General features: G+C 69.2%; 19 protein-coding genes. 6 read left to right on the top strand and 13 right to left on the bottom strand.

Annotated features, from left to right (window positions below; all coding sequences use genetic code 11):
- Positions 1 to 96 precede the first annotated feature (96 nt).
- Together AB0H93_RS37170 and AB0H93_RS37165 are read left to right on the top strand one after the other, a co-directional pair.
- A complete protein-coding gene (locus tag AB0H93_RS37170) occupies positions 97 to 957 on the top strand; it encodes a helix-turn-helix transcriptional regulator (protein ID WP_358579889.1) in 861 nt (286 codons plus the stop codon).
- A 3-nt stretch (positions 958 to 960) separates the two neighbouring features.
- A complete protein-coding gene (locus AB0H93_RS37165; RefSeq protein ID WP_358579887.1) occupies positions 961 to 1,149 on the top strand; it encodes a DUF397 domain-containing protein in 189 nt (62 codons plus the stop codon).
- Between the two features lie 166 nt (positions 1,150 to 1,315).
- Here the strand turns inward: AB0H93_RS37165 and AB0H93_RS37160 are convergent, their stop codons facing one another.
- Together AB0H93_RS37160 and AB0H93_RS37155 are read right to left on the bottom strand one after the other, a co-directional pair.
- On the bottom strand, positions 1,316 to 2,131 hold the full coding sequence (locus AB0H93_RS37160) for an AfsR/SARP family transcriptional regulator (protein WP_358579885.1): 816 nt from the start codon (positions 2,129 to 2,131) through the stop codon (positions 1,316 to 1,318).
- A 435-nt stretch (positions 2,132 to 2,566) separates the two neighbouring features.
- The gene (locus AB0H93_RS37155) at positions 2,567 to 3,229 is read right to left on the bottom strand and encodes a methyltransferase domain-containing protein (protein WP_358579883.1); all 663 of its coding nucleotides are present in this window, start codon (positions 3,227 to 3,229) and stop codon (positions 2,567 to 2,569) included.
- 283 nt (positions 3,230 to 3,512) lie between these two features.
- On the opposite strand from AB0H93_RS37155, the gene AB0H93_RS37150 reads away from it, so the two are divergent.
- A complete protein-coding gene (locus AB0H93_RS37150) occupies positions 3,513 to 4,793 on the top strand; it encodes an FAD-dependent monooxygenase (protein WP_358579881.1) in 1,281 nt (426 codons plus the stop codon).
- A gap of 96 nt (positions 4,794 to 4,889) precedes the next feature.
- On the opposite strand, the gene AB0H93_RS37145 is transcribed toward AB0H93_RS37150, so the two are convergent.
- The 9 genes from AB0H93_RS37145 to AB0H93_RS37105 all read right to left on the bottom strand — a co-directional run bounded on the left by AB0H93_RS37145 (position 4,890) and on the right by AB0H93_RS37105 (position 18,434).
- Positions 4,890 to 6,431, bottom strand: coding sequence for a SagB family peptide dehydrogenase (locus tag AB0H93_RS37145; RefSeq protein ID WP_358579879.1), 1,542 nt, complete (start codon positions 6,429 to 6,431; stop codon positions 4,890 to 4,892).
- Positions 6,428 to 7,414, bottom strand: a complete 987-nt coding sequence (locus tag AB0H93_RS37140; RefSeq protein ID WP_358579877.1) for a lantibiotic dehydratase C-terminal domain-containing protein — start codon at positions 7,412 to 7,414, stop codon at positions 6,428 to 6,430. The genes AB0H93_RS37145 and AB0H93_RS37140 overlap by 4 nt, the downstream gene beginning before the upstream one ends.
- Positions 7,407 to 10,031, bottom strand: coding sequence for a lantibiotic dehydratase (locus tag AB0H93_RS37135; protein WP_358579874.1), 2,625 nt, complete (start codon positions 10,029 to 10,031; stop codon positions 7,407 to 7,409). Before AB0H93_RS37135 ends, AB0H93_RS37140 begins: the two co-directional genes overlap by 8 nt.
- A 16-nt stretch (positions 10,032 to 10,047) precedes the next feature.
- Positions 10,048 to 11,619: a SagB family peptide dehydrogenase gene (locus AB0H93_RS37130; protein ID WP_358579871.1), complete on the bottom strand. Its 1,572-nt coding sequence runs from the start codon at positions 11,617 to 11,619 to the stop codon at positions 10,048 to 10,050.
- A 19-nt stretch (positions 11,620 to 11,638) separates the two neighbouring features.
- Positions 11,639 to 13,633 (bottom strand): TOMM precursor leader peptide-binding protein, encoded by a 1,995-nt coding sequence (locus AB0H93_RS37125; RefSeq protein ID WP_358579869.1) that lies wholly within the window; start codon positions 13,631 to 13,633, stop codon positions 11,639 to 11,641.
- The gene (locus tag AB0H93_RS37120; RefSeq protein ID WP_358579867.1) at positions 13,633 to 15,690 is read right to left on the bottom strand and encodes a TOMM precursor leader peptide-binding protein; all 2,058 of its coding nucleotides are present in this window, start codon (positions 15,688 to 15,690) and stop codon (positions 13,633 to 13,635) included. The genes AB0H93_RS37125 and AB0H93_RS37120 overlap by 1 nt, the downstream gene beginning before the upstream one ends.
- Positions 15,691 to 15,863: 173 nt before the next feature.
- Positions 15,864 to 16,037, bottom strand: coding sequence for a thiomuracin/GE37468 family thiazolyl RiPP peptide (locus AB0H93_RS37115; protein ID WP_177226737.1), 174 nt, complete (start codon positions 16,035 to 16,037; stop codon positions 15,864 to 15,866).
- A gap of 342 nt (positions 16,038 to 16,379) precedes the next feature.
- Positions 16,380 to 17,273: an acyl-CoA thioester hydrolase/BAAT C-terminal domain-containing protein gene (locus AB0H93_RS37110; RefSeq protein WP_358579865.1), complete on the bottom strand. Its 894-nt coding sequence runs from the start codon at positions 17,271 to 17,273 to the stop codon at positions 16,380 to 16,382.
- A gap of 60 nt (positions 17,274 to 17,333) precedes the next feature.
- Complete coding sequence (locus AB0H93_RS37105) at positions 17,334 to 18,434, bottom strand: thiopeptide maturation pyridine synthase (protein ID WP_358579863.1); 1,101 nt, start codon at positions 18,432 to 18,434, stop codon at positions 17,334 to 17,336.
- 195 nt (positions 18,435 to 18,629) lie between these two features.
- Here AB0H93_RS37105 and AB0H93_RS37100 point away from each other — a divergent pair, with 195 nt between their 5' ends.
- The 3 genes from AB0H93_RS37100 (at position 18,630) to AB0H93_RS37090 (ending at position 21,140) form a co-directional block, all read left to right on the top strand.
- Entirely contained in the window at positions 18,630 to 19,844 is a 1,215-nt protein-coding gene (locus tag AB0H93_RS37100; protein WP_358579861.1) for a macrolide family glycosyltransferase, read from the top strand.
- Positions 19,837 to 20,598: an FkbM family methyltransferase gene (locus AB0H93_RS37095; protein WP_358579859.1), complete on the top strand. Its 762-nt coding sequence runs from the start codon at positions 19,837 to 19,839 to the stop codon at positions 20,596 to 20,598. The genes AB0H93_RS37100 and AB0H93_RS37095 overlap by 8 nt, the downstream gene beginning before the upstream one ends.
- Positions 20,599 to 20,861: 263 nt before the next feature.
- Positions 20,862 to 21,140 (top strand): nuclear transport factor 2 family protein, encoded by a 279-nt coding sequence (locus AB0H93_RS37090; protein ID WP_358579946.1) that lies wholly within the window; start codon positions 20,862 to 20,864, stop codon positions 21,138 to 21,140.
- 83 nt (positions 21,141 to 21,223) lie between these two features.
- Here the strand turns inward: AB0H93_RS37090 and AB0H93_RS37085 are convergent, their stop codons facing one another.
- Both AB0H93_RS37085 and AB0H93_RS37080 read right to left on the bottom strand, forming a co-directional pair.
- Positions 21,224 to 22,435, bottom strand: a complete 1,212-nt coding sequence (locus tag AB0H93_RS37085) for an XRE family transcriptional regulator (protein ID WP_358579857.1) — start codon at positions 22,433 to 22,435, stop codon at positions 21,224 to 21,226.
- The gene (locus AB0H93_RS37080) at positions 22,432 to 23,232 is read right to left on the bottom strand and encodes a hypothetical protein (RefSeq protein WP_358579855.1); all 801 of its coding nucleotides are present in this window, start codon (positions 23,230 to 23,232) and stop codon (positions 22,432 to 22,434) included. The genes AB0H93_RS37085 and AB0H93_RS37080 overlap by 4 nt, the downstream gene beginning before the upstream one ends.
- Positions 23,233 to 23,423 lie beyond the last annotated feature (191 nt).

Here is a 23,423-nt window from a genome sequence, read left to right as displayed (position 1 = left end):
ATGACAGAGAGTGTCAGTTGCCAGATCAACAAGCAACGTGTCTGATTAGAAAATTTTCCAATCATCCCGTATCGGGTGATCGGATACGGTGTGCGCATGGCCAAGCGCTCTTTGCCGACAGTTCGCAAGCGCCGCCTCGCGGCCACGTTGCGGAGCCTTCGCGAGCAAGCTGGAGTGACTCCGGAGCAGGTCATGCAGGAGATGGACTGGTCGCGGTCGAAGGTGTCCAAAGTAGAGACCGCGAACATCGGTGTTTCCGTATCGGACGTCCGCGTGTTGTGCGATCTCTACCGAGCTGAACCCGAAGTAGCCGAGTGGCTGACGCAGACAGCTCGCGACGCACGGCGGCGCGGTTGGTGGGACGCCTACGACGAGGCCATGCCCACGAGTTTCGCCGACTACGTCGAGTTGGAGTCCGAGGCGACCCACGCCCACTACTTCGAGATCGACTTGATCCCAGGCTTGCTTCAAACAGAGGACTACGCGCTCGCCCTGATGGAAACGACTGCACCGCAGGAGGACAAGCAAACCATCCAGGCGCGGGCGGAACTGCGAATGCGGCGACAAGAACGCTTGCATGCCGGGGAGCTGTCACTCTGGGCGATCATCGATGAGTCCGCTCTCCTACGCGGCACCGGAACTCCGGCAACCCGCCGCGCCCAACTACGCCATCTTCTGGATGCGATGGACATGCCGAACGTGGTCCTGCAGATCCTGCCGCTGCGGGCCGGAGCACACGCCGCCAGCGGTTCCCCGTTCGGCCAACTCCACTTTCCCGAACCGATCCCGAGCGTCGTCTTCGTCGACAACGTCGCTGGCAGCCTCTACATCGAGGAACCAGACGAAGTCGCACGGTTCAGCACAGCATTCGATCACCTTCGAGCGACAGCCCTAGATGCGAGAGAATCTCGGAAGCTGCTCAACGCAGCCTTGAGGGCGGTCGATTCGATGGGGTGACCAATGGATGCCATCGCCAGCTGGCGTACCTCCAGTCGCAGCAACGGGCAGGGCGGAATGTGCGTTGAGGTAGGAAGCGGCCCCGGCATCGTCGGGGTTCGGGACACCAAGGACCGGGATGGCGCCGTGCTGGTGTTCCCCCGGCAGCAGTGGGCGGCGTTCGTCTCAGGTTTACGGGATCGCCGCTGGTGAGTGAGCTCGCTCTTGCACTCCCTGCGTTCGTGATCACCCAAATACGTGACCGCGTGTGATCACGAACGTGGAGGGGTCCCGCCGAACTCGGCGCGGCGCTGGACACCGGATCGCCGAAGTCCGCGCGGTCGGCTGAAAGGCGCGTCCAGCGCTCACGAGCACCCGTTCAGATCGTCCGCGGGAGTCCGCGTTCGACCGGGAAGTACGTCGACACCTCGATTCTCGCCGGATCCTCGAGCAATTCCTGCCGGAGCCGCCGCAGGCAGGCCGACGGTTCGCCACCCAGCGCCCGGCTCAGGTCCTCGAACACCTGCAGCGCCCGGGGCAACGAGCCCGACCGGTGGAGCGCGATCATCAGCAATGCGCAGGCGTTCTCGTCCGCCGGGTGCGCCGCCACCAGCTTGCGCAGCTCCGGGATCAGCGCCGCGTGCCTGCCCAGGTGGAGGTCGGCGACGATCCGCTGCTCCAGCACGCGGGTGCGGGCCTCTTCGATGGTCGCGGCGGCGGCCGCGAGGACCCGGCCCATCGGCACGTCCACCAGGACCGGGCCGCGCCACAGGTCCAACGCCTGACCCAGGTACCTCGAAGCGCTCTCCGCATCGCGCTTCTCCAGGGCGGCGCTGCCGTTCGCGGCCAGCCGGTCGAACTCGGCGAGGTCGAACGAACGCGATGCCGCCACGAGCTGGTAACCGTTGTAGCTGCGCGCGAGCAGCTCCTTGGCCGTCCGCTTGCTGCCGGCCGGCAGCGAGCCCTCGATCCGCCGCCGCAGCTGCAACACGTACGTCTGCAGCGTGGTCGGGCCGCTGCGCGGCACCGCATCCCCCCAGATCTCCGACATCAGCGTCGACGCGGAAACCGCGTGCCCGCACCGCAGGGCGAGCAGGGCCAACACCTGCCGCGGCTTCCCGGCGGTCGGCACGATCGAACAGTTCCACAGCCGGACCGAAACCGGCCCCAGCACGTTGATTTCCAGAAACGGCATGCCCAGCAACCATCCGCCTACGAGTTGGACGAAGTTGTCAGCCGGGACGGGTGATCGCAGCACCGATCACGCCCGCAGCGCGCGGCACGTCCCGAGATCCCCAGTCCTCCGCCCGGGCGGGGTCAGCCGTGGTGCCGGGAAAGACCGGGTGAAGCCGCGACGAAGCGCGTCACCTGGACGCCGATTCGCCGGGCATCGCGGCCGCCCGCTCGCGGCCGCGCCGATTCGCCGATGCCGTTCGCGTCAGGGTCTGCCGTGCAGATCCGGGCCGGGGCGGGGCACATCGCCGCCGCCGGGCGCACCCGGTGAAATCCCCCAGCAGATCACAACTCCCATGCCAAAGCCCTCCCGCTCATCCCCAGGAAAACCCGCGTTACCGATCACCATACCCAGCAAATCGCCCGGGCGTCGCCGGAAAATCCCGCCGGTGCGCGCTCAGGCCGGTTTCGCGGCGGTCAGCACCAGCACGAGCGGGCGCCCCACCAGCCACGACGCCCACGGAACCTCGTCGGCCATCTGCTCGTCGCCGGAAAGCTCGTGCCGCTGGACGTCAGCGAAACCGGCGCCCGCGACCCAGCCCGCATAGTCGTCCACTGTGTACGGATAGGCGACCATCTTGAACACCTCGCCGGCGTCCTCGAACTGCGCCGACATCCCGGTCGCCGCCATCTCGGGGTGGAAGACGGAGAACACCAGCCGCCCGCCCGGACGCAGCACCCGGTGGAATTCGGCGACCGCCCGCGCCGGCTCCTCCAGGTGCTCGCCCAGCAGGGCGCACAACACAGCGTCGAACTCGGCGTCGCCGAACGGCAGCGCCTCCTGCAGGTCGCCCTCGAAGAGCGGGACGCCCGGATGGCTGTGCCGGGCCACGTCGAGCATCCCGGCCGAGAAGTCGACGCCCTGCGGCTCCGCGCCCGCGGCGAGCATCGCGCCGAGGTTGCGCCCGGTTCCGCAACCCGCGTCCAGGATCCGCTCCCCCGGCTTCGGCGCCAGCAATCCGACGCTGTGCCGGGAGTCCAGCGACACCACCGGATTCGGCGTTCGTTCGTACGTGCTCGCCCATCGGTCGTACCCGGCTTTGGTCGTTATCTCTCGCATCTGCATCCTGGACCGCCCGAAGGTAATGTGAAACAGTCAGCGGGGGGAACGTGATCGAGCTGGGGGCGAAGCGCACCGAACCGCCGAAAATCCGTGGCACCCGGTCGAAAACATTGCACCGCGATGACTGTACGGCCGATTGCGCGAACCGAGCCGGTCACGCGCAATCGCAGCCTACCGGCCAGGCATTCGGTGGGCAACCGAACGGGTTGCCGCGATCGGCACCCGCGTCCGCTCGACGCAATCCGGGGAAATCCGGGAACTACCAGGAGGCCAGCAGGAAATGCCGGAAACATCGTTAAGAGTTCTCGTCATCGGCGGCGGCATCGGCGGCCTCTGCCTGGCACAGGGATTGCGCAAGGCCGGGGTGGACGTCGCGGTCTACGAACGGGATCGCACCCGGACCGACCGCCTGGAGGGCTACCGGATCCACATCGACCCGCACGGGGCGAAGGCGCTGCACGCCTGCCTGCCGCCGAAGACCTGGGAGACGTTCGTGCGCAGCACGGTGGACCTTGGCAGTTTCCGGTTCCTCACCGAGGATCTGCAAGAACTGATGGTGATGGAGCAGGACGCCCGCGGCGCCGCGGGTTCCGGGCCGACCGAGCGCTCCCACGCGATCGACCGGGTGACCCTGCGCGAGGTGCTGCTCGCCGACCTCGACGAGGTCCTGCACTACGACAAGAAGTTCGAGCGCTACGAGCGCAGCCCGGACGGCGAGATCACCGTGCACTTCGCCGACGGCACGACCGCCACCGGCGACGTCCTGGTCGGCGCGGACGGGGTCAACTCCCCGGTGCGCAAGCAGTACCTGCCGCACGTGGAGCGGGTGGACACCGACGCCTACGGCATCGGGCTGAAACTCCCGCTCACCGAAGAGGTTCGCGCCTGGCTGCAGCCGCCGCTGTCCACCGGGCGGAGCATGATCATGGCGCCGGCGCCGTTCTTCCTGTCCATCTCGGTCTTCGACCGCACGGCCGCGATGGACGACATTCCCGAGACGCGCGGCGACGACGCCTACGTCGGCAGCGCCTTCGTGATCCGACGCAGCGCGTGCCCGGCCAACATCGAGGCCCTCGACGGGCCCGAGCTGAAGGGCCTGATCGAACGGCTCGTCGGCGACTGGCACCCGCAACTGCGCAGGTTGATCGCCGAATCCGACCCGGAGAGCGCGCTTCTGGTGCCGTACAAGACATCGGTGCCGGTCAAGCCGTGGGAGACCACCAACGTCACGCTGCTCGGCGACGCGGTGCACAGCATGTCGCCGGTCGGCGGCATGGGCGGCAACACCGCGTTGCGCGACGCGGATCTGCTGTGCCGCCAACTCGTTTCGGCGCGCGACGGCAAGGCGGCGACCACCGAGGCGATCCGGGTCTTCGAGGCCGGGATGCTCGAATACGGCTTCGCCGCCGTCCGGAAGGCACTGCAGTACCAGAAGCAGGGCTTGCAGAGCAACAAGGTCGCGGTGTCGCTGTCGAGGGTCTTCTTCCGCGCCATGAACGGCATGATGCAGCGGAAGCGGCAGCCGGGGCGGGAACCCGCCAGGTCAGGCGCCAGGAGGTGACCTCGGTCCCCGGGAGCGGCGATTCCCCCGCCGTTCCCGGGACCACCGCCGATTTCGCGCGGAATCGCCGTCGGCCGACGGGTGGCGGGCGAGACGCTAGTGCCAGCCCGCCTCGTAGAAGTCTCCTGGTGCTCGACCGGAACCGATCATCACCTGGAGCAGGCTGGTGAGGCCCGTTCCTTCGATTCCGAGCAGGCGGTTGGTCTGCGGCACGTGGTAGCCGAGGCTCGCGTGGCAGCGCAGTCCGAGCGCCGCCGCGGCCAGGTAGAGCCGCTGCGTCAGGATTCCGGCTTCCATGTTCTGCATCCGGTACCAGCGGTCGCCGTGCGCGCGGAAGCCGCTCTCGTATTCGCCCACCGGGTAGATGCACAGGTTCGTGTGGGTGAGGTTGAAGAGCTTGATCAGCAACGCCTCCTGGAGTTCGCCGCCGATTCCGGGTGCGGCGCGCACGAGCTCCAGGTCCGCCTGCTCCGGCCGGTAGCGGTAGACACCGGGCTCCAGGCCGGAAACCCGGTTCACCGCGCAGAGGAGCGCGGTGTGCCGGACCGCGGGTGACGGCCCGTCGAGATCGTTCCGGTAGCCCTCGGCCGCCGCCGCGAGCAGCGCCGCCAGCGCGTCCTGGCCCAGGTCGGACGGGGTGAAGTAGCCCATCGAGGAACGCCGGACCCGCAACCCGTCGAGCGGGTCGACCCGGAGGCCGGGCAGTGCCACCGTTCCCCCGCCGGACACGGCCGAGGCGCTGACCTCCGGTTTTGCGCCCGCCGCCGGCCGCTCCGCGGTGCGCCTGGACGCCTGGTGCACCTCGGCTTGCAGCGGCAAGGCCGCGATCGACCAGTCCCGCTCCGCCACCGAACCCGAGCCGGTGCGCGGGATTTCCGCGCCCTCGACGGGTCGCGATCCGCCCGAGGTCCGCTCGACGGGGCCGAGAGCGATTGCGGCGTAGACGCTTTCCCGCATCGGGTCGAGCCGCAGCAGGCCGTCCAAGGTGTCGTCGCCGAACTGGTACCGCACCCGCGCCTCGGACCGGTCGCGCGCGGCCACCGCGAGGATCTGTCCGATGAGGACACCGATGTCCAGGCCGCACAGCCGGTACGTCACGTCGCCGTACTTGAACGCGTTCTTCCAGAAGAACGCGGTCGTCAGCAACGTCAACTCCGAGCGCTCGCCGCCGAGGCCGGCGGCCAGTTCGGACGTCCAGTCGCCGTCCCGCAACGTCACCAGCGAGTGGTGCGCGGCGTCGTAGTGGTAGGCGCCCGGTGGAATGCCGCTGCCGGGGCCGGCCACCACGTACAGCTCGGCGGGGAACCGCGAACCGCCGGACGGCACCGGCCGCAACGCGTTCCTGGCGAGCTTCGCGCCACCGCCGGGCTCCGCTCCCCTGGTGCCGATCAACCGGCGCAGGGCGTCGGCCGTCGTCCACCGGTAACGGGTCACCCCGTAGCAGTCCAGCAGGAGTTGCCCGAGCCGATCGGTGGGCGCCGCCCCGGTGGTCCGGTAGCCCAGCGGGATCCGCGGCTTGTCCCGGTAGACCTTGAACTGGGTCGGCGAATCACCCCAGTCGATCTCCTCGGGAATCGGCATGCCCTCGGCCAGTGCCAGGTACTTGCGGGCGCTCGCGGCCGACTGCTCGGTGTTCAACTCGCACTCCCGGTGATCTCGGAAACCGCCCGCCACAGCAGGTACATCAGGTAGGACTCCTCCGGGAGCGTGACGCCCAGCCGGTTGTTGTGCATGTGCGAGCAGAACAGCAGCACGCTGGCGAGTTCGGCCTCCCGGTGCCGCTGCGGCGGCATCAGCACCTCCTGCACCGCGAACCGGCCGCCCTCCCGGAGCAGCCGCAGATCGTCGCGCAGGGTCGTGGTCGCGCCGGCCCACCGCGCCACCGCGGCTCCGGCGCGCTCGGTGGCGCCGGACTCGACCGCCCGGACCAGCCCTTCGACGACGCCGAGCAGCCGGGGCCGCTGGCGCTGGTACTTCGCCTCGAAGTGGGTCTCGGCGGCATCCGGATCGCCGAACACCAGCCGTCGCCCCCAGTCGCGGTGACCGGTGCCGAGGTAGTCGGCCAGGCCGTCGGAGCCGCCTGCCGCCGTCATCGCGCAGACCAGCATCATCGCCAGCGCCTGCCCGGTGCGCTGGTCGCCGGTCGGGCCCTGCGCCAGCAGGTCGGCCACCAGCTCGCTGGACTCGGCGAAGTGCCGTTCGACGACACCCATGGCCTCGGGAGTGCCGCCGTAGCGCGCGTATTCCGGTTCGTAGGGCACGTGCCGCACGGTGTTGTTCGGTTGCAGCGGCTCGGCCTCGTGCTGGCCCCGCTCGATCCCCACCAGCGGATCGGCCACCTCGCGGTAGTCCTGCTCGGTGACGGTCGCGCGGGACGGGCGGTCGCGGAGGAACTCCCCCACCCGCCGGTCGAGGAGTTCGACGACCTTGTCCGCGTCGCCGGGCGAACGCGGTCTCAGCCGCAGCCGCAGGTGCGGGCCCGCCTGCCAGTGCCGCACGAAGAAGTGCCCGTCGAGCCCGCCGCCCAGCTCGGCCACCAGCGGCCGGACCGCGCCGGTGACGACCGCGTCCAGCGGATCGTGGTAGTGGATGTGCACGCTGACCCACTGCGTTTCAGCCATCGCGTCCTGCCTGCGTCAGCTCGACCACCAGCTCCGTGGCGCGAGCGCCGTCCTCCTCGCCGGGGACCAGCTCGTGCGGTCCCGGCAGCATCTCCTCGAAGACCAGCAGCTGGTCGGTGCTCGCGGCGACCTCCTCGAAGACGTGGCCGAACAGTTCGCTGCCGAAGTCCAGGTACACGGGCTTGCGCGTCTTGTCGAACAGACCGTCCACACGGGACCGCTGCGAGGCGTTGCCGTGCCCGGCGACGGCGCGGACGAAGCACTGCTGCGGGATCCGGTGGCGGCGCCGCCAGCGGTTCACCTCGATCAGGTGCTCCAGCGCCGAGCCGCCGGCGGCGCGCCTGGGCAGCAGCCCGCTGGGCACCACCCACGCCGCGCGGTTGAGCACCAGATCGCCCAGTGCCAGGCGCGGGTACCGGCGGACGCCGTCCACCTCGTCCACCGGGGCGGCGGTGGACAGCTGCTTGATGAATTCGAAGCGCGGCACGGCCTGGCCGAACATCTGGATGAGGAACCGGTACGCGGGCGGCAGCAGGAACTCGACCATCACGCCCAGGTGCACGGGCATGATCTCCACGCCGTGGCCCTTCGAGACCAGCCGCAGCACCCCGGCACCGGGGTCGTGCACGACCAGGAGGTCGCTGAGCGCCAGCCGCCGGTCCGGCGGCCGGTCGCTGGTGCTCGCCGGGTAGCTGATCTCGTAGTGGGTGAGCGGATGCTTGAGATTGAGGTTCGATCCGACGGTCCCGGTGATCTCTGCGTACCGCAGGGGCGTGGTGGCGGCCTCGGGCGGGGCGAAGGTCCCGGCGCCGGTGCGCTGCCCGAGCCGGAGCAGGCGGGCCTGGCTGCGGCCGAATCCGGTCATCAGCTCGTTCAGCACGGCGCGCGGCCGGTCCCCGGCGATCGGCTGCAGGTAGCAGGCGACCGATTCGATCGGCGACACGAATTCCGGTACCGCGTCGAGGAATTCGCCGATGGCCTGCGCCGAGAGGTTCCGGACTCCGGCATCGTCGACCGGCGCTTCAGCCACTGCGGCGACCAACCGCTGCTGCAGGGCGGCCAGCCGATCCAGCCGCTCCAGCCCGATCTGCGGGACCGGGAACGCCCGCTCGTAGCAGGTCGCCAGGTCCGCACCGCTGACCCGGCTGCCGGTGTCCGCCGGATTGCCCGTCGCCCGGCCGAAGTCGCGGTAGAAGTCCAGGAGCGGGATCTGGGCGCCGGCGCCGTAGCGGTCGGCGAAGAACGCCTCGGCGGCGATGCGGCCGGGCAGGAACCGGTCGTACAGCCCGGCAATCCGCCGCACGAGTTCGAGCCGGTCGAACAGCCCGCGCCAGGATTCCAGCCGGCCGGTCACCGCGCCGCCGGTGATCAGCACGTCCTCGTAGAACGCCTGCTTCGGGAACTCCGCGCCCGAGTCGTCCCAGCCGAGCCGGGCGTAGACCTGCCGGAGCCGGTCGGTGACCACGGCCGACTGCTCGAACCGGCTCTCGGGAGCGTCGAGCCGCCCGTAGGTCTCCAGATCGTCCCGCAGCTCCAGCAGGGTGGCCCGGACGTCGGCGACGCGGTCGCCGGGGAAGCCCGCCAGCTCGGCGGCGAGCCTGCCGAGGTGGTCGGTCTCGTTGTCCGGTATGCCGAAACCGATCTCGACCAGGCCGATGTCGATGAGCTGGTCGAGGAACCCCGCGATCTGCGCGCTGCGGTCTTCCCGGTCCAGCCCGGCCAGTGCGCTCACCACGCCTCGGTAGGTCCGGTCGGTGCCGTGCCGGATCTCCCGCAGGAAGCGTTGCAGCGTCGGGGTGTTCGCCAGTTCCAGCACGGCTTCGCCGTCCTTGCGCCCGAGGAACCGCAGCACCTCGCCGGCCTCGACCACGCTGGTGTTCACCGCCAGCGGCAGGCGCGGACGGATCTCCGGCCAGCCCGCCAGGGCACGCGGGATCTGCTGTTGGGTGAAGGCGTTCAGCTCGACGACGCTGCGGCGCGAGCCGCCCGCGTAGTGCAGCTGCGGGCCGTCGTCGATCCACCGGCCTTCCGCGAAGCCGGTGAACGTGCTGTACGGGCTGGTCTTGGCCGCTGTCCGCGAGAGGTACTTGGCGAGCTTGCGCTCCAGCTTGCGATCCGGCTGGTCCGGCGACGCCTTGCGGAGGCTGAGGTAGAGATCCGGGCTGGCCAGCACCAGGCCGCGCTGGAAGGCCGGGTCGGCGGCCAGCTCGTGCACGGCGTGCCGCTGCCTCGCCACTTCCGCGGGCAATTCCGCTTCGGCGGCGGCGATCAGCGCGCCGCGCTCGTGGACGCGGCGCTGCCAGCCGGTGAGCGCCTCGGCCAGCTCCGCGGGCAGCTGGGCGAGCAGTTCGTCGTCGACACCGGAGTGGGGTTGCCTGCCTCGGTACACGTCGCGGCGCAGGTTGATGAGCCGCCTCCGCAGGCCGGTATCGGTGGTGCGGCCGACGACATCGTGCAGCGCGTCTGAAAGCGCGTCGCCGTGCTCTGAAAGCCATTGCTCCGCATCGAGGATCTGCTCGACGAGTTCGGCGGTGCGCTCGGTGCGCAGCCGTCGGAGGAAGGCCAGCGGCATTCCGGCGACGCGCACCGCGAAGGCCGGTTCGACGCGGTATGTCATCGGCTCCCGTCCCACCTCAGAAGACGACCGGGAGCCCGAGCTGGACCCCTGGCCGGTTGTGCGCGATCGCGATCTGGAAGAACGGGGTCAGCTTCGCCTCGTCCAGCCGCAGGATCGACTCGACACCGGCCGCGTCGTATCCATTGTGGACGCGAGCGGACAGGCCGTGGGCGGCGCTGAGCACGCAGAGCCGCTGCGCGACGATCCCGGCTTCGAGGTTGATCAGCCGGTAGGCGCGGTTGCCGAAGGTGCGGCTGGCCTCGGCGTGGTCCGCGGCCAGGTACAGGACCGCGTTGGACGCGCACAGGTTCAGGTTCGGCACCGGCAGGGTGCCCTGCAGCGGCCGGGAGAAGTCGCCTTCGGCGACCAGGTGCAGGCCCGCGTGCTCCCGGCAGAACCGGTAGACGCCCTTCGCCAGCCCGGCCACGTCCAGCGCCACGACGTGCAGGCTCACCCCCGGCTCGGCGACCCCGTCACGCAGATCGCTGCGGTACGGATCGGTCGCGTACCGCACGATCTCCCAGAGATCCGCCAGCGGCAGCGTCTTGGTGATCGGGTTGAACAGCACGTTGCCGGAGTTGCGCGCCCGCAACGTCGCGCCGAGCCCGATCGGTTCGCGCCGCGCAGGCGGCATCGGCAGCGTCGGCGTCTCGCCGCTGTCGCAGCGGCAGCCGGGAGCCGACACCGGGAGCTGGCGGGCGCCCTCAGCCGCGTCGTCCAGCAGGGAGTTCTCGGCGATCGAGGTGAACAGCGCATCGTGCGGGTGCACGTCCCCTTCGGGCCGGACGTAGCGGTGCGAAACCGGCGGGACCGGAACCTCCGGCGCCGGTTCGGCGGTCGATCCGTCCCGGCGCAGCGGCAGCGCCGCGAACAGGTGCTCCTCGGAATCCACCAGGCCGAGCAGCCGCCCGGCGCGCCGGTCGGCGAACTGGAAGCCGACCTCGCCGCGAAGCCCCAGCGCGCCGGCGACCATCAGCAGGTTCCCGGCCACCATGCCCGCTTCCTGGGCGCACAGGCGGTAGGAGTAGCCGCGGTACTTGAAGGCGTTCTTCCAGAACAGCGACGACAGCAGCAGCACGCTGTGCACGTCGTCGACGTCCGCGCCCAGCAACCGGCCCAGCTCGGCGCGGAAGTCGCCTTCCCGGATCAGCGCCAGGCCGTGGTGCAGGGTGTCGTAGTGGTAGATCCCCGCCGGGACCTCGCCGGCGCGGGGCATCCACAGGTAGAGCTCGGTCGGGAAGTAGCACCGGGCCGACGGCACCATCCGGTGGTACGGCCAGACCGCCCCCGGGCCCTCGTCCCAGCGGGAGAATCCGTAGCCGTAGTAGAGCAATGCCGACAGCAGCTGCTCCGGCTCGCGCAGAACCGGCTCGGGCGCGGTGAAATCGGCGAAGGCGCTGCGCGCGTCGCCGATCTCCAGCGGAAGCGCGCCGGGAAGCCGGTGCCGCGGCACGTCGCGGTAGATCTTGAACGGCAGCGGATCGGCGCCGATCGGCTCCTCGCCGAGCACCTGCGCGAAGAGTTCCTCGGCCTCGTGCACCGTGCGGCGCAGGTAGTGCTCGCCGATGTCCAGGTCCCAGTTGCCCATTGAACCTCCAGCGCCCGCGTCACGGGAAGGGATGCGGGTGCGGGTTGATGTCGGCGTCGGTCAGCGGCCGGTCCCGGTAGCCGAGCTCGTGCGGAATCCGGTGCAGGCGCTCGAAACCCCGGTCGCGGCGCCGCATGTGCCCGAAGGTCATCGGCAGGCAGCCGGGGATGATCACCTTGACGCAGGCGAAGTCGCCCGCCCGGTGCTCCGGTGTGGTCTGGTCGACCACGATGACGTCCAGCCCGGTGCGCACGTACTGCTGCAGCGTCTCCGCCAGGTCGTCGCGCAGGTCCGCGTTCTTCGGCTTCTGGTAGTAGTCCTTGAACGCCTCGGCGAAGGTCTGCCGGACCGGCGAGCCGTTCAGCAGGAAGTCGAACCGGTCGAAGACCTCCGGCGCGCCGTTGAGCGCGGCGTGGTCCTCCATCGACAGCACCGCGTAGGGGTCGGCCAGCATCTCCTCCACCCGCGGCCGGTTCTGCCGGTGGAACTCCGGCGGCCTGCTCACCAGCGGCCCCAGCTCCATCAAGGCGCTGATCAGCGCCTTCTCCGGGTTCAGGTTCGAGCCGGAGGCGCACAGCACCTTGGGCATGTCGGGCATGCCCCGGCGGTCCACCGCCAGCACCCAGAAGCACGGCACGCCCTGCTCCATGGTGATGTTGAAGACCTCGATCGAGTAGCCGGAGAAGCTCTCGATGTGCTCGATGATCAGCGGCACCTCGGGGTTCGGCGCGGATCGCGGATCGATCCTCGGCACCGACAGCTGCGCGTACCAGGTCATCAGGAACGCGTCCCGCTCGGCGACCTCCAGGATGCCGTGCAGGATCGCCTCCTCCAGGCAGCCGCCCAGGGCGCAGCCGTTGGAGATCTCGTAGACGAACGGGTGGTCCCGGGTGTTGCGGTAGACGGTGCCGTAGTAGGCGTAGTTCTCCGGCACCAGGATCGGCCGCTCCCGGGCGAAGGAGTAGCCCCACACCCAGTTGAAGGTCAGGTCGTGGTGGTAGCGCGGGTACGGGAAGCCCGGCCGGCTGTAGAGCTCGTCGGTGTGCAGGCCCAAGGTGGTGGGGTCCAGCGCGTCCGGCCCCAGCTCGCGGTAGCTCGCGCGGACCGCCGTCCGCTTGCCGCCCGGCTCGATGCCGCCGTAGCGCTCGATGCCCTCGGCGATGGCGGTCAGCTGGCTGGCGGAGAAGTCGAGCTGGTGCCCGTAGCCGACCTCGGTGCGGGTGGTGGCCCGCAGCCCCATCGGCGCGCTCGAACTCGGGAAGACGCTGCGCCCTTCCTTGTAGACGGCGCGCAGCAGCCCGGCCTCGGAGTCGACGTAGACATCGCGCAGCCGGTCCTGCTCGCCCGCCAGGGAACGGACCCGGTAGCCGTCGACGGAGGCCTTCGGCCGGTGCTGCAGCTCGATCTCCGCGCCCTCCCGGGTGTCCAGCGGCAGCCGGCCGCACCGGTCGCACAGCGGATCGGGCAGCCAGCGGTGCGTGCTGGTGCGCAGGTCGTCCAGGGAAAGCCGGATGAGACTGCCGCGGGTGCTCGGCGTCGCCGGCTCGGCGGCGAACCGGTCGACCTCCCGCGCGATCAACGCGCTGAGCAGGTCCACGGCGAACCCGGTCAGCCACTGCCCGCCGATCGACGCCATCCGCTCGGGGTGCGCTTCCAGGACCTTGGCGTAGTCGGTGCCGTCGTTTCGGGCCCGCAGGCGGCGCTGCTCCACGCACTCCAGGCAGCCTTCGTCCAGAGTGGACAGGAACGGGCCGATGAGCGCCGCACCGGGCGTGACGTACGCCGGCAGCAGCGGAATCCCGCTGGCACGCGACCGGTCGCTCCACCTCCGGTGCCGCTGCCGGTCCCAGCCGTCCTCGACGAGCAGCACGATGTCCACTTCGGATTCGGTCTCGGCGTCCACCACCGCGTACCGCCGGGACACCTCACGCCACGTCGCCGCGTGGAGCGCGCCCTCGCCCGCGATGCCGACCCGGATGGTCGCGCCGGTTGCCTTGTGCACGTCTTCGGCCACTAGTTCTCTTCTCCGAGCACGACGTTGACGATGTAGGGCAGCACCCGGTTCAGCGCCGGGTCGTGGTCCAGCGGCACCGCGACGGGCCGGTGCCCGGCGGCGCCCAGGCGGCTCAGCAGGAGCTCCTGGACCTCGGGCCAGCCGTCCGGCTGCGCTGCGGCGGCGATGGCCGCCTGCGGGCCGCGCAGCTCCAGCGGCAGCTCGGGCAGGTGCGCGGTCGGGGCGGCCGCGTAGCGGGGCCACTCGCCGGCCTGCGCCTGGTGGTGCCGTAGCGCCTGCTCCAACACCTCTTCGAGCGCCCGCCCGATGTCGAATCCCGAAGCACAACCGACGGTTTCCGGTCCGACGCAGGCCGCGAAGGTCGGCACGCCGAGCGAGCCGGTGATGTCGTGGATCGCGACCTCGACGCCGACGATGTCGAGCATCTTCCAGTAGCGCTCCGCGCGCTCGGTGCGCGGCGCGGCGGCGGGGTCGACGGCCGGGCGCACCGACTCGGCGACTTCCGCGACGGTGACCCGGCCGGCCAGCGCCAGCAGGCCGCGGCCGACGGCCTCGGCCCAGGTGGAGCCGGAGGCGAGACCGGGCAGGTCTGCCGCGTGCGGCAGCACCCCGCGCAGCGCGGGGAAGACGTCGGCGGCGGGCAGCGAACGGGCCGCGCCGCTGATCAGATCCAGGCCCCAGGTGCGCGGCTCGTCCGAACCGCTCAACCGGCGCCGGTCGACCGCGCTGGCCGCGTAGAGCTCGCAGGCGCGGCGCGTGGCGCGCTCGCGGGCTTCGGTGAAGTCGGTGGCCACCTCGACGGCCGCCGCGCTCTCCCGCTCGAAGTCCGGCAGCAGCAGCACGTTCGCGTACTCGGCGCGCGACACCTTCAACGGCAGCTGCCCGAAGTCCCCCTCGTCCAGGCTGGCCAGCAGGCCGGTCGACGGCTCGAAGCAGGCGGCCGCGGCGGCCGAGAACTCTTCGCCGGTGATCTCCGGCCCGGCCGCGAGATCGCGCACTGCGGCCAGGAATTCCGCTTCACCGCGCGGCTCCGGATCCCCGTGTGCGGTGCACAGCGGGTGCCGGGTGACCGGGTGGTTCGAGCTCTGCAGGGTCTCCAGGTCCAGCCGCACCAGCGCGCCCGCAGTCTCCACCGGCCCGGCCTCGGTGCGGTGCTTGAACACCTCGAACGACAGCTGGTTGGCCACGATCGCGGCGGTCGGCCCGGCCAGGAACTCGCTGGGCGTCGCGTCGGGCCGGTCGGCGAACTCGGCGCCGGCGCCTTCGCGCCTGCCCAGCACCCGCAGCCGCGCGCATTCCCAGCACGCGCCGTCGCCCGGCGCCACCAGCGGCCCGACCCACGCCTCGTCACCGTCCACAATGGCCTGGATGAACAGCGTGCCGAGCTCGGCGCAGGCCCGGTTCAGCCGCCGCGCGCGGTCGAGCATCGGCTTGTCGGAAACGTGGATGACGGCGTCGAAAGATCCCAGCGCGGCCTTGCACTCCTCGACCGAGCCGTCGATGCCGGCGCGGTGCTCGGCGATCGACTGCGCCGAATCGCGCTCGCGGGCGTGTTCCAGGTAGGTGTCGAGGCGCGACCGGTCGGTGGCGGCCTCGTCGGTGATCGCGACGTGCACTTCGAGCAGCCCGGCGTGCAGGCAGGCCTGCGCGAGCGCGACCGCGGTCTGACCGGCGCCGACCAGCAGCACCTTGCTCTCCCGGAACCGCTGGAAGCGGTGCGCGGCCGAGTCCCGGTAGTAATCGATGAAAGCGATCTCGGACTCGTACGCGGCGAGCACGCCGTCGTCGAGCCCGTGCGGACGGTCGTCGCCGACGTCCTTGATGAAGCCCTTCTGGACCAGCCCGCCGATCAACCCGACAACCATGCGCTTGCGGTCCTCGGACAGGCTCGCGGTGATCTCGTCGAGCGTGTGCGCACCGGTGAGGAACGGGGCGAGCTTGTCCACCCACTGGTAGATGTGCTTGCCGTCCAGCGTCAACGTTCCGTGGTTGCTCACGAAGTAGATCCCCTCCGCGGAGGGGAGGTACAGCGTGTCGTTCTTGAGCTTCGGCTTCACTTGTCCATCCAGGGCAGCAGAAAACGGGATCACGGCGGACGCACGACGAGCACGGGGCCCGCCGGGCATTTCGCTCGACGAAACCCCGCGCCCGCCTATGCGGAAGACGAGCGAACTCGCCAGTCGGGATCAGCGCAGGGCGCTAGCTCCCGGCTCTCCGCAGGTGGCGCCAATCAGCCACACGGGCAGCAGCAGCAGCTGCAGGTGCAGCAGCAGCAACCGGCGGAAGCGCCGACCTCGGTCATCCCGTGGCCCATGCCCAGGGACTGGAGGTCGCGGTCCGCGTCAGCGCCGAAGGCGAGGCTTTCCACCTGCAGGCTTTCCAGCTCCAACTTCAGATCTTCCATGCCATACCCCACATTCGGGTCGACGGAATAGTTGATTTGTCAACGCAATTCCCGGGATCCCGGCGCCGACGTGCCAAGTTCTAGCACGAGATCCGTTGGCATGCCACGAAAAAGTCCAGCACAACGGGCCTACGAGCCCGTCCCGTACCGACAATCCCAGGTAGGGATCGAATAACTAGAGAATCGCTAGAACCTTCGCCCAGCAGATGTTAACGGGAGGTTACGCCGAAAAGAGCAGAGAAGGTGAACCGGCGCTCGGCTAGACTTCCGCGCCGCACCTGACACGGAGGCTTCCTGAGAGAATTCTGAGAACAGGCAACGGTTTTCGGGGCGCAGGCGTACTTAGGAGATGGACAGGAATTCGAGCACGTGCGGCCAGCTGTCGCGACTCGCCGCCTCATCCGCCACCGGGTCGCCGCCCATCAGCAGCCGGCCGAAGCCGGCGCCCCGCGGCCGGGCCGCCGTCCCGGGAGCACCGAGCAGGTGACCGGCGTCCGGGTAGCACAGGTGCCGGTGCGGGAACGCGTGTCCGCGCTCGTCGAGCCGCGCGATGATCCGCTCACCGAACAGCTCAGATGGCCACAACGCGTCCTGGCCGGCGCTGAGCACGAGCACCGCCCCGTTGATCCGCTCCACCTCGATGCTCGCGGCCGCGACGGCCTCGTGCTGCCCCATGGCGCGCTCGAACGACGACCGGAACGACACCGGACGGCCGCTCAAGAAGCCCTGGAACTCGGCCATTTCGGCGGCGCTCGGCGGCAGCATGGGCACGAACGGGACAGGCTCGCCGCCCCGGCTCCACGACGACCGCGGACCGGCCATCATGGCCCGGGGATCCGACGGCACGGCCTGCCACGCCACGCTGCTGGGCACGTGGGCGACCACCGCCCGCACCAGTTCCGGATGGGCCGCTGCCAGCAACAACGCGAGCTCTCCGCCACGCGAGCGGCCGAGCACGGCGATCCGGTCGGCGTCGACCTCGGGGCGTCCGGCGAGCCAGCGCAGCGCGCCGGTGAAGTACTCCATCGGGATCTCTACGAGATCCCGCGGCAGCCCCGCCCCGCCGAAGTACGCCACGGCGAGCGCCGCGAAGCCCTGCTCGGCGAGCAGGCGGGCAGCGAGCTCGGGCACCGCCCCGGACGAGCCGCCGACCACGAGCACGGCCGGGTGCGGCCCCGGCGATTTCGGACTGCACAGCACCCCGACCAGGTCGGGACGCGAAACCTGAACCGACACAACGCTAGCGTTCTCCACGGCGCCAGCCTAGCCACTCACGCGGAGTCCACATTGGATCGATCAGGAGGCGACGAAGTCGTTGGCAGAGATGCCGTAGTGCTCCTCCACGGCGTCGGCGATGAGGTGGCAGAGCAGGAACCGCTCCACCGGCAGCACGCCGATCCGGTTGAGGTGCAGGTAGAGGTAGTTGAGCGCGAACCGGAACCCGAGGAACCCCGGATCCCGCTGCAGATCGGCCATCCGGCCGCCATCACCCTGCAGCAACCGGTGGAAGGTGCTGTGCTCCAGCATGCCCGGATCCCAGCTCTGCACCGCGTCCGGCGCGACCGCGCCCGCGAACGACAGCTCGCCGGAGCCGATCAACGGCTCGGCGGTCGAGCGGAACCGGCCCAGCAGCCGGACCCACTCGGCGACGAACGGCACGTCGGTGCCGCCGCGCTCCACGCAGTCGAGCACGCCGACCAGCCGTTCCCGCAGCACAGCAGCCTGCGACCGGTACTGCTGGACGCAGAACTCGCGCCGCGCGGCGGGGTCGGGGGCGCGCACGATGAAGCCCTCGGCATGCGACCGGTAGGAGATGAAGCCGCGGTCGATGCCCGGCCACATCGCGTGCGCGGTGGCGATCATGAGGTCGGCGGCGAGGCCGACCCGGCTGCGCCCGGCGCGCACCTGGTCGAGCATCTCGAAGACCAGCTCGTTCGTCTCGTGGTAGAAGGCTTCGAGCAGCTCGGCGGCCGCCTCGCCGCCCAGCACGTGGATGCGCCGGTCGTGCGGCGCGTGCTGGATCGAGTTGTCCGGGTGGAACGGCGCCAGCGGGCCCGATTCCCGCTCCTGGCGGGCGACTTCGCGATGGGTGGCCAGCAGTTCCCGTTCGTCGACCCGCGCGGTGGAGGGGTGCTCGGCGAGGTACCGGTTCGCCGCGCCCTCCACCTCGGGCCGGATCACCTCCCGGAACACCGCCTCGGGCGCGCGGAAGCACAGCCGCAGGTGCGGGCCGCGGAGCCAGTGGCGGACGAAGAACATCCGCTCGGCGTCCGCCGGCATCCGGGCGAACAGCGGCCGCAGGCAATCCAGGATGAGGTCGTCCTTCTCCGCCGCGTAGTAGATCTGGACGCCGTGCCAGGTTCCGGATTCCGGTGGCGCAGACAGGTTCTCGTTCATCGCACTCCCCTGATTCGCGGCTCGGCCCGCATTCAACCAAGAATCTTCCGATGCTGTCCAAGATTCGCCGCAGTCGCGCGGAAGTTCGGGTAGGCTCCGCGGCGTCGACCGCCTCGGATCCGGCGCGGTCCGCCGACTTTCCCGCCACTGCGGGGAGTTCGCCGCGCGCTACGAGCGCGGGCGATGGGGAGGATCATGGGCAAGCACTTCGCGTTCGTCTCGCTCGCCGCGCACGGTCATGTGAACCCGACGCTGCCGCTGGTGGAGGAACTGGTGGCCCGCGGCCACCGGATCAGCTACGCGACCGGCGGCGATCAGGCCGCGGCGGTCCGGCGGGCGGGCGCGACGCCGGTGGAGATGCCGTGGCACGTCGAGCTGGCCGGGTTGGCGGGCCGCGGCTACACCGCGGAGAACATGATCAAGATGATGGACGCGGGCATCGAAGAGCTGATCGCGACGTACGACGAGCTGGCGAGCCCGTTCCGGGCCGACCGCCCGGACTGCGTGTGCTTCGACGTCATGGGGCTGCCCGGCCGCGCCCTGGCCGCCGAGCTCGGGGTGCCGGGCGTGGGCCTGGCGCCGAACATGGTCGGCAACGAGCACTTCTCGCTGCAGCAGCAGATGTGGCCGGCCGACCTCGACCACACCGATCCAAGGCTGTTCGCGAGCGGCCAGAAGCTCGCCGGATTCGCGCACCGGCGGGGCCTGCCGCTGCAGGCGCTGCTGCCGACCGCGGCCCGAGCCGGGCTGAACCTGGTCTTCCTGCCTCGGAAGTTCCAGATCGCGCGCGAGACGTTCGGCCCTGAGTTCCGCTTCCTCGGCCCGGCCCTGCCCGGACGAGCCCGCCCGGACGACTGGTCACCGCCGGCCGCGGACGCGCCGATCCTGCTCATCTCCCTGGGAACGGTGTTCAACGACCGACCGGACCTGCTGCGGCTGTGCGTCGAAGCGTTCGCCGACACGCCCTGGCACGTAATCATGGCGACCGGCCGCGCCGATCCGCCGGATCCAGTACCGGCGAACTTCGAGGTGCACCAACAGGTCCCGCAGCTGGCGGTCCTGCGGCACGCATCGGCGTTCGTGTCGCACACCGGCATGGGGTCCACAATGGAATCCCTGCTGCACGGCGTCCCACTGGTGTCGCTCCCCCAGACGCCCGAGCAAGCGTTCAACGGCAGGCGCGCCGCCGAACTGGGCCTGGGACGCGCGGTGGACCCGGAAGCGGTGACCGCGGCGGAGCTGCGCGCGGCGGTCGAAGAGCTCGCGGCGGATCGAGCGGTGCGGGACAACTTGGCGAGCTGGCGGGAAGAATTGCGCAGCACCGATGCGGCGGCACGAGGTGCCGACGCGTTGACGGAGTTCCTGGCCGGCGACCCCGGCTCGGTGGCGAAGGGTGGAGTGGATGTCTGACCTGGACCTCGTCGAGGTGGCCGAGGGATTCGAGTGCTACACCCCGGCGACCGGGAACCCGGTGCTGACCGAGGCGAAGCTGATCTACGAGGAGATCTTCGGCCGGAACACGTACCTGAGCGGCCTGGCCCCGATCAACCCGAAGGGCCTGGTGGTCGACGCGGGAGCGAACATCGGCCTGTTCACGCTGTTCATCAAGCAGAACTACCCGGACGCATCGGTACTGGCGGTGGAACCGATCCCGAACAACGTCGAAGCCCTGAGAGCGAACCTCCACCACCACAAGGTCTCCGGTGTCACGGTCCACCCAACGGCCCTGTCGGACGTGCCGGGAAAGGCGGAGTTCTACTTCTTCCCATCGATGCCGGGAAACTCGACGGCCCACCTAGCGGAAAAGCTCAAGGACAAGCAAACGGTAGCGAAGTACGCGAACCCGACGATAGCGGAACAGCTCTACCGAAACGAGGCGCTCCAGGTTCCCACCACGCCGCTGTCGGACCTGCTACCCCCGAACGTCGAGATAGACCTGATCAAGATGGACATAGAGGGAAGCGAAGAAGCGACCCTGAGAGGAATAGCAGAAGAGGACTGGCCCCGAATCAAGCAACTATCAATAGAGGTCCACGAAACAAGGTCCACACTAGACAAAATCCTGAAAACCCTGACGACCAGAGGCTTCAAAGCAAGAGCCCAAACCCCCGAAGAAGCCCCAAAAGGAATAGACAACAGAATAGTCTACGCAACCCGGACTTGACAGCCACAACGGCGCGAAGCGGAGGCTGAGCTCCGAACTTCCGTCGGGCCGGCGCGAGCGTCCAAATCTGCGGGTTGTTGATCGGGTCCTCCGTCAGCGGCAAACTCGGTTCCGTCCGAGGAATCGAAAATGGGCCGGCTTCGAGCGACGCGTGCTCACTGAGACTCCTCGAGCTTGCGATGAGCTTGACCGTCGACGACCGCTTGCAGATCCACGAGGTGATCGCACTCCACGGTCACCTGAGCGATGTCGGCACATGACCAATCCCGGCCGCGCCTCGACATGTACATCGCGACGGCGCACCGTCCGGACCTGACGGTCCGATTGCCCACCACGCCACCAACTTCATCATCCGCGAGGACCGCGACGGCACCCGGGCGTGGTCGAAGGGCTTCGCCTTGAACCAGGACGGTTCGGTTGACGGCTTCACCTACGAGGATCAACTCGTGCGAACCGGTCAGGGCTGGCGCATCAGGCACCGAAAGGTCCCAGCTCGTCGCGAGGCCGGGCGTGGCGTCGAACCACTCGTTCTGCCCGGCTGAACGTCGATCCGCCGCTCAGGACGGAAGGAATGGCGGTCAAGGTCGGCAACTCATCATGTTGTCCGCTGTACGCGGATTTCAGATCACACCTCGTCGGCGGCCTTCTCCATCGCTTTTTGACGTCGTTCCAGCAGCGATACCAGCCGGCCACCGGGTCGCAGTACGTCTGTCGATGAAGTCGCCGGCAACTCGCTGTCAGGAGTGCGGCCCGTTGCGGTGCGAAACAAAGCCGGAGGCACACGACACTGCTCAATCAGCTGTGCCTCGTCAATACCTTCCTGTTCAAGCAGTTCCACTGCCCGCGGCAGCAGCGACGGCTGCTCGATGGCGTTGATGAGCCCGGGCTCGTTTCGACGCCATCCTCGGGTCGAGATGGTGCTCATCGCGTTTCGATAGGACACGTTGCTGAGTCGGCCGAGCCACCGAGCGCGGTACAGCAGTGCCTGCAAGCTGACGCCCCACTGCTCCTTGAGCCGCGCCAGCGTCCGCCAGGCATTGCCGCCCATGGTGGCCGGAATCAGTTCACGAATCTGGTCAGCAGGCATCAAGAACTCGGCGGCGAAGCGGTGCGCCTGATCCTCGACGATGCGCCCGCCAGGCTCGGCATCGCCATGCATGACGAGATGCCCCAGTTCGTGGGCGATGTCGAACCGCTGGCGGTAGTAGTCCCGCTTGATCGGGTTCAGCACCACGACCGGACGAAGGCGGCTGCTGAAGGAATACGCATCCACCGACGCCGTTTGGGACGGACTGAATACCACCAACACGCCGTGGTTTTCCATCAGCCGGACGAGATGCCCGGCAGGCCCGAAGTCGAATCCCCACTCCTTGCGCACAAGCTGCGCGGCACGCTCCGGTCCATCACCGTCCCGGACATCCACGTGCACTGGGAAGCTGGGCACGTCGGAGTCCGGGAATTCAACCTGCCGTTCCAGGCTGGTTGCGATGTCCACGGCCAACTTCCCATAGGCGTACGCCTGATCGCGTACGAGCTGGCTGGTCGAGCGCAGCGATCGGAAATGCGGCGCGGTGCTGAGTGCAGCGACATCCTCAGGGCGAACTGCGAAGAACCCCGGATCGACCGACAAACTCAACGCCAGTTGAGCCACCGTGGCTGCCGTCGGCCGCTTCGCTCCGGACTCCCACGCCGCCACTGCGGTGGGACTCTTGTCGACCAATGCGGCGAGGTCGCTCTTGCGGAGGCCCGCCAACTGCCTGCCCAGCGTTAGACGGGCACCGTCGAAGAACGCGGCGACCTCGGCCGCCCTGTCGATCGATGACGTACGAGGACTCACACTTCACCACTACTGCGATCGTTGCGACGTTCTTCCACGGACCGACGCAGGCGAACCGGCGCGTCCGGCACCGTATTCGGGCCCGTTGGGAACGGAGTGCCGTCAGTACGACGTCCACCAGCAGCCGACGGTGTGCCTAGAAGATCGTAGCGCCAGTGCCACGCCTGACCACCGCCAGCATTCAGGCGGGCACGGCCGAGGACCAACTCGGCCTGCTGACTCAGCGGATCGAGACTGTGCGCGACGACGTAAGTCGTAAGGTCGAGTTCCTGCCCTGAAGCCAGCATCTCCAGACCTCCGACCTCCTCTGGCGTCAGATCCTCGAACAGCGAAGGCTGCGACGGCTCGGGATTCCGCTGCCCAGCCACCTGCTGCTTGGTCTGGCTCTTCTGCGACCAGGGCAAACGGTCAAGATTCCCGAAGACGCACGAAGCCAGCAGGAATCGAATCTGCCCGTATGCCCAGCCAGGGCTGCCGTTTAGGTTGGCTCGGCGCACCACATCCGCGTTCAGCTTCGGCATGGCGGTGATGTCCTTCTCAGACAGCTGGTCGTACAGGAGGTCCAGATCGGCATCGTCATTGCCCGAGTCCACTGCATAGCGCTCACAGGCGAACACACGGTCCAGACGATCACGGAACAAGGTGTACCGGGTACTTCCGAGCCAGGCGCTGTCGTGACCATCGGGCTCGGAGTACGTCTCCAACGACCGCGCGGTAGCGGACAAATAAGCCCAGCGCACTCCAGCTAAGACGCCGGCGTCGCCAAGCTCCGCGATGACTTCCTGCTGCTCGCTCACGGCGCAAAGCTACACGATCACCAGTATTTGCTGCGCCAAAATCAACCGATGCTACGCACCGGGGCCAGCAAACCACACCGTTACCCGCATCGGAGAATGCCGAGATCCGGGAGACAGGTCACCGAATATGCACCGCTTTGCACCCTCGGCCCGTCTTGAAACCAACCCAAAACAAGAACCCCAGGCCATTG

It is taken from the genome of Saccharopolyspora sp. NPDC050642 (assembly GCF_040654735.1).
GTDB lineage: Bacteria > Actinomycetota > Actinomycetes > Mycobacteriales > Pseudonocardiaceae > Saccharopolyspora > Saccharopolyspora elongata.
The sequence above is the reverse complement of the archived record's forward strand: the minus strand, read 5'-3'. Positions and strand labels throughout refer to the sequence as shown.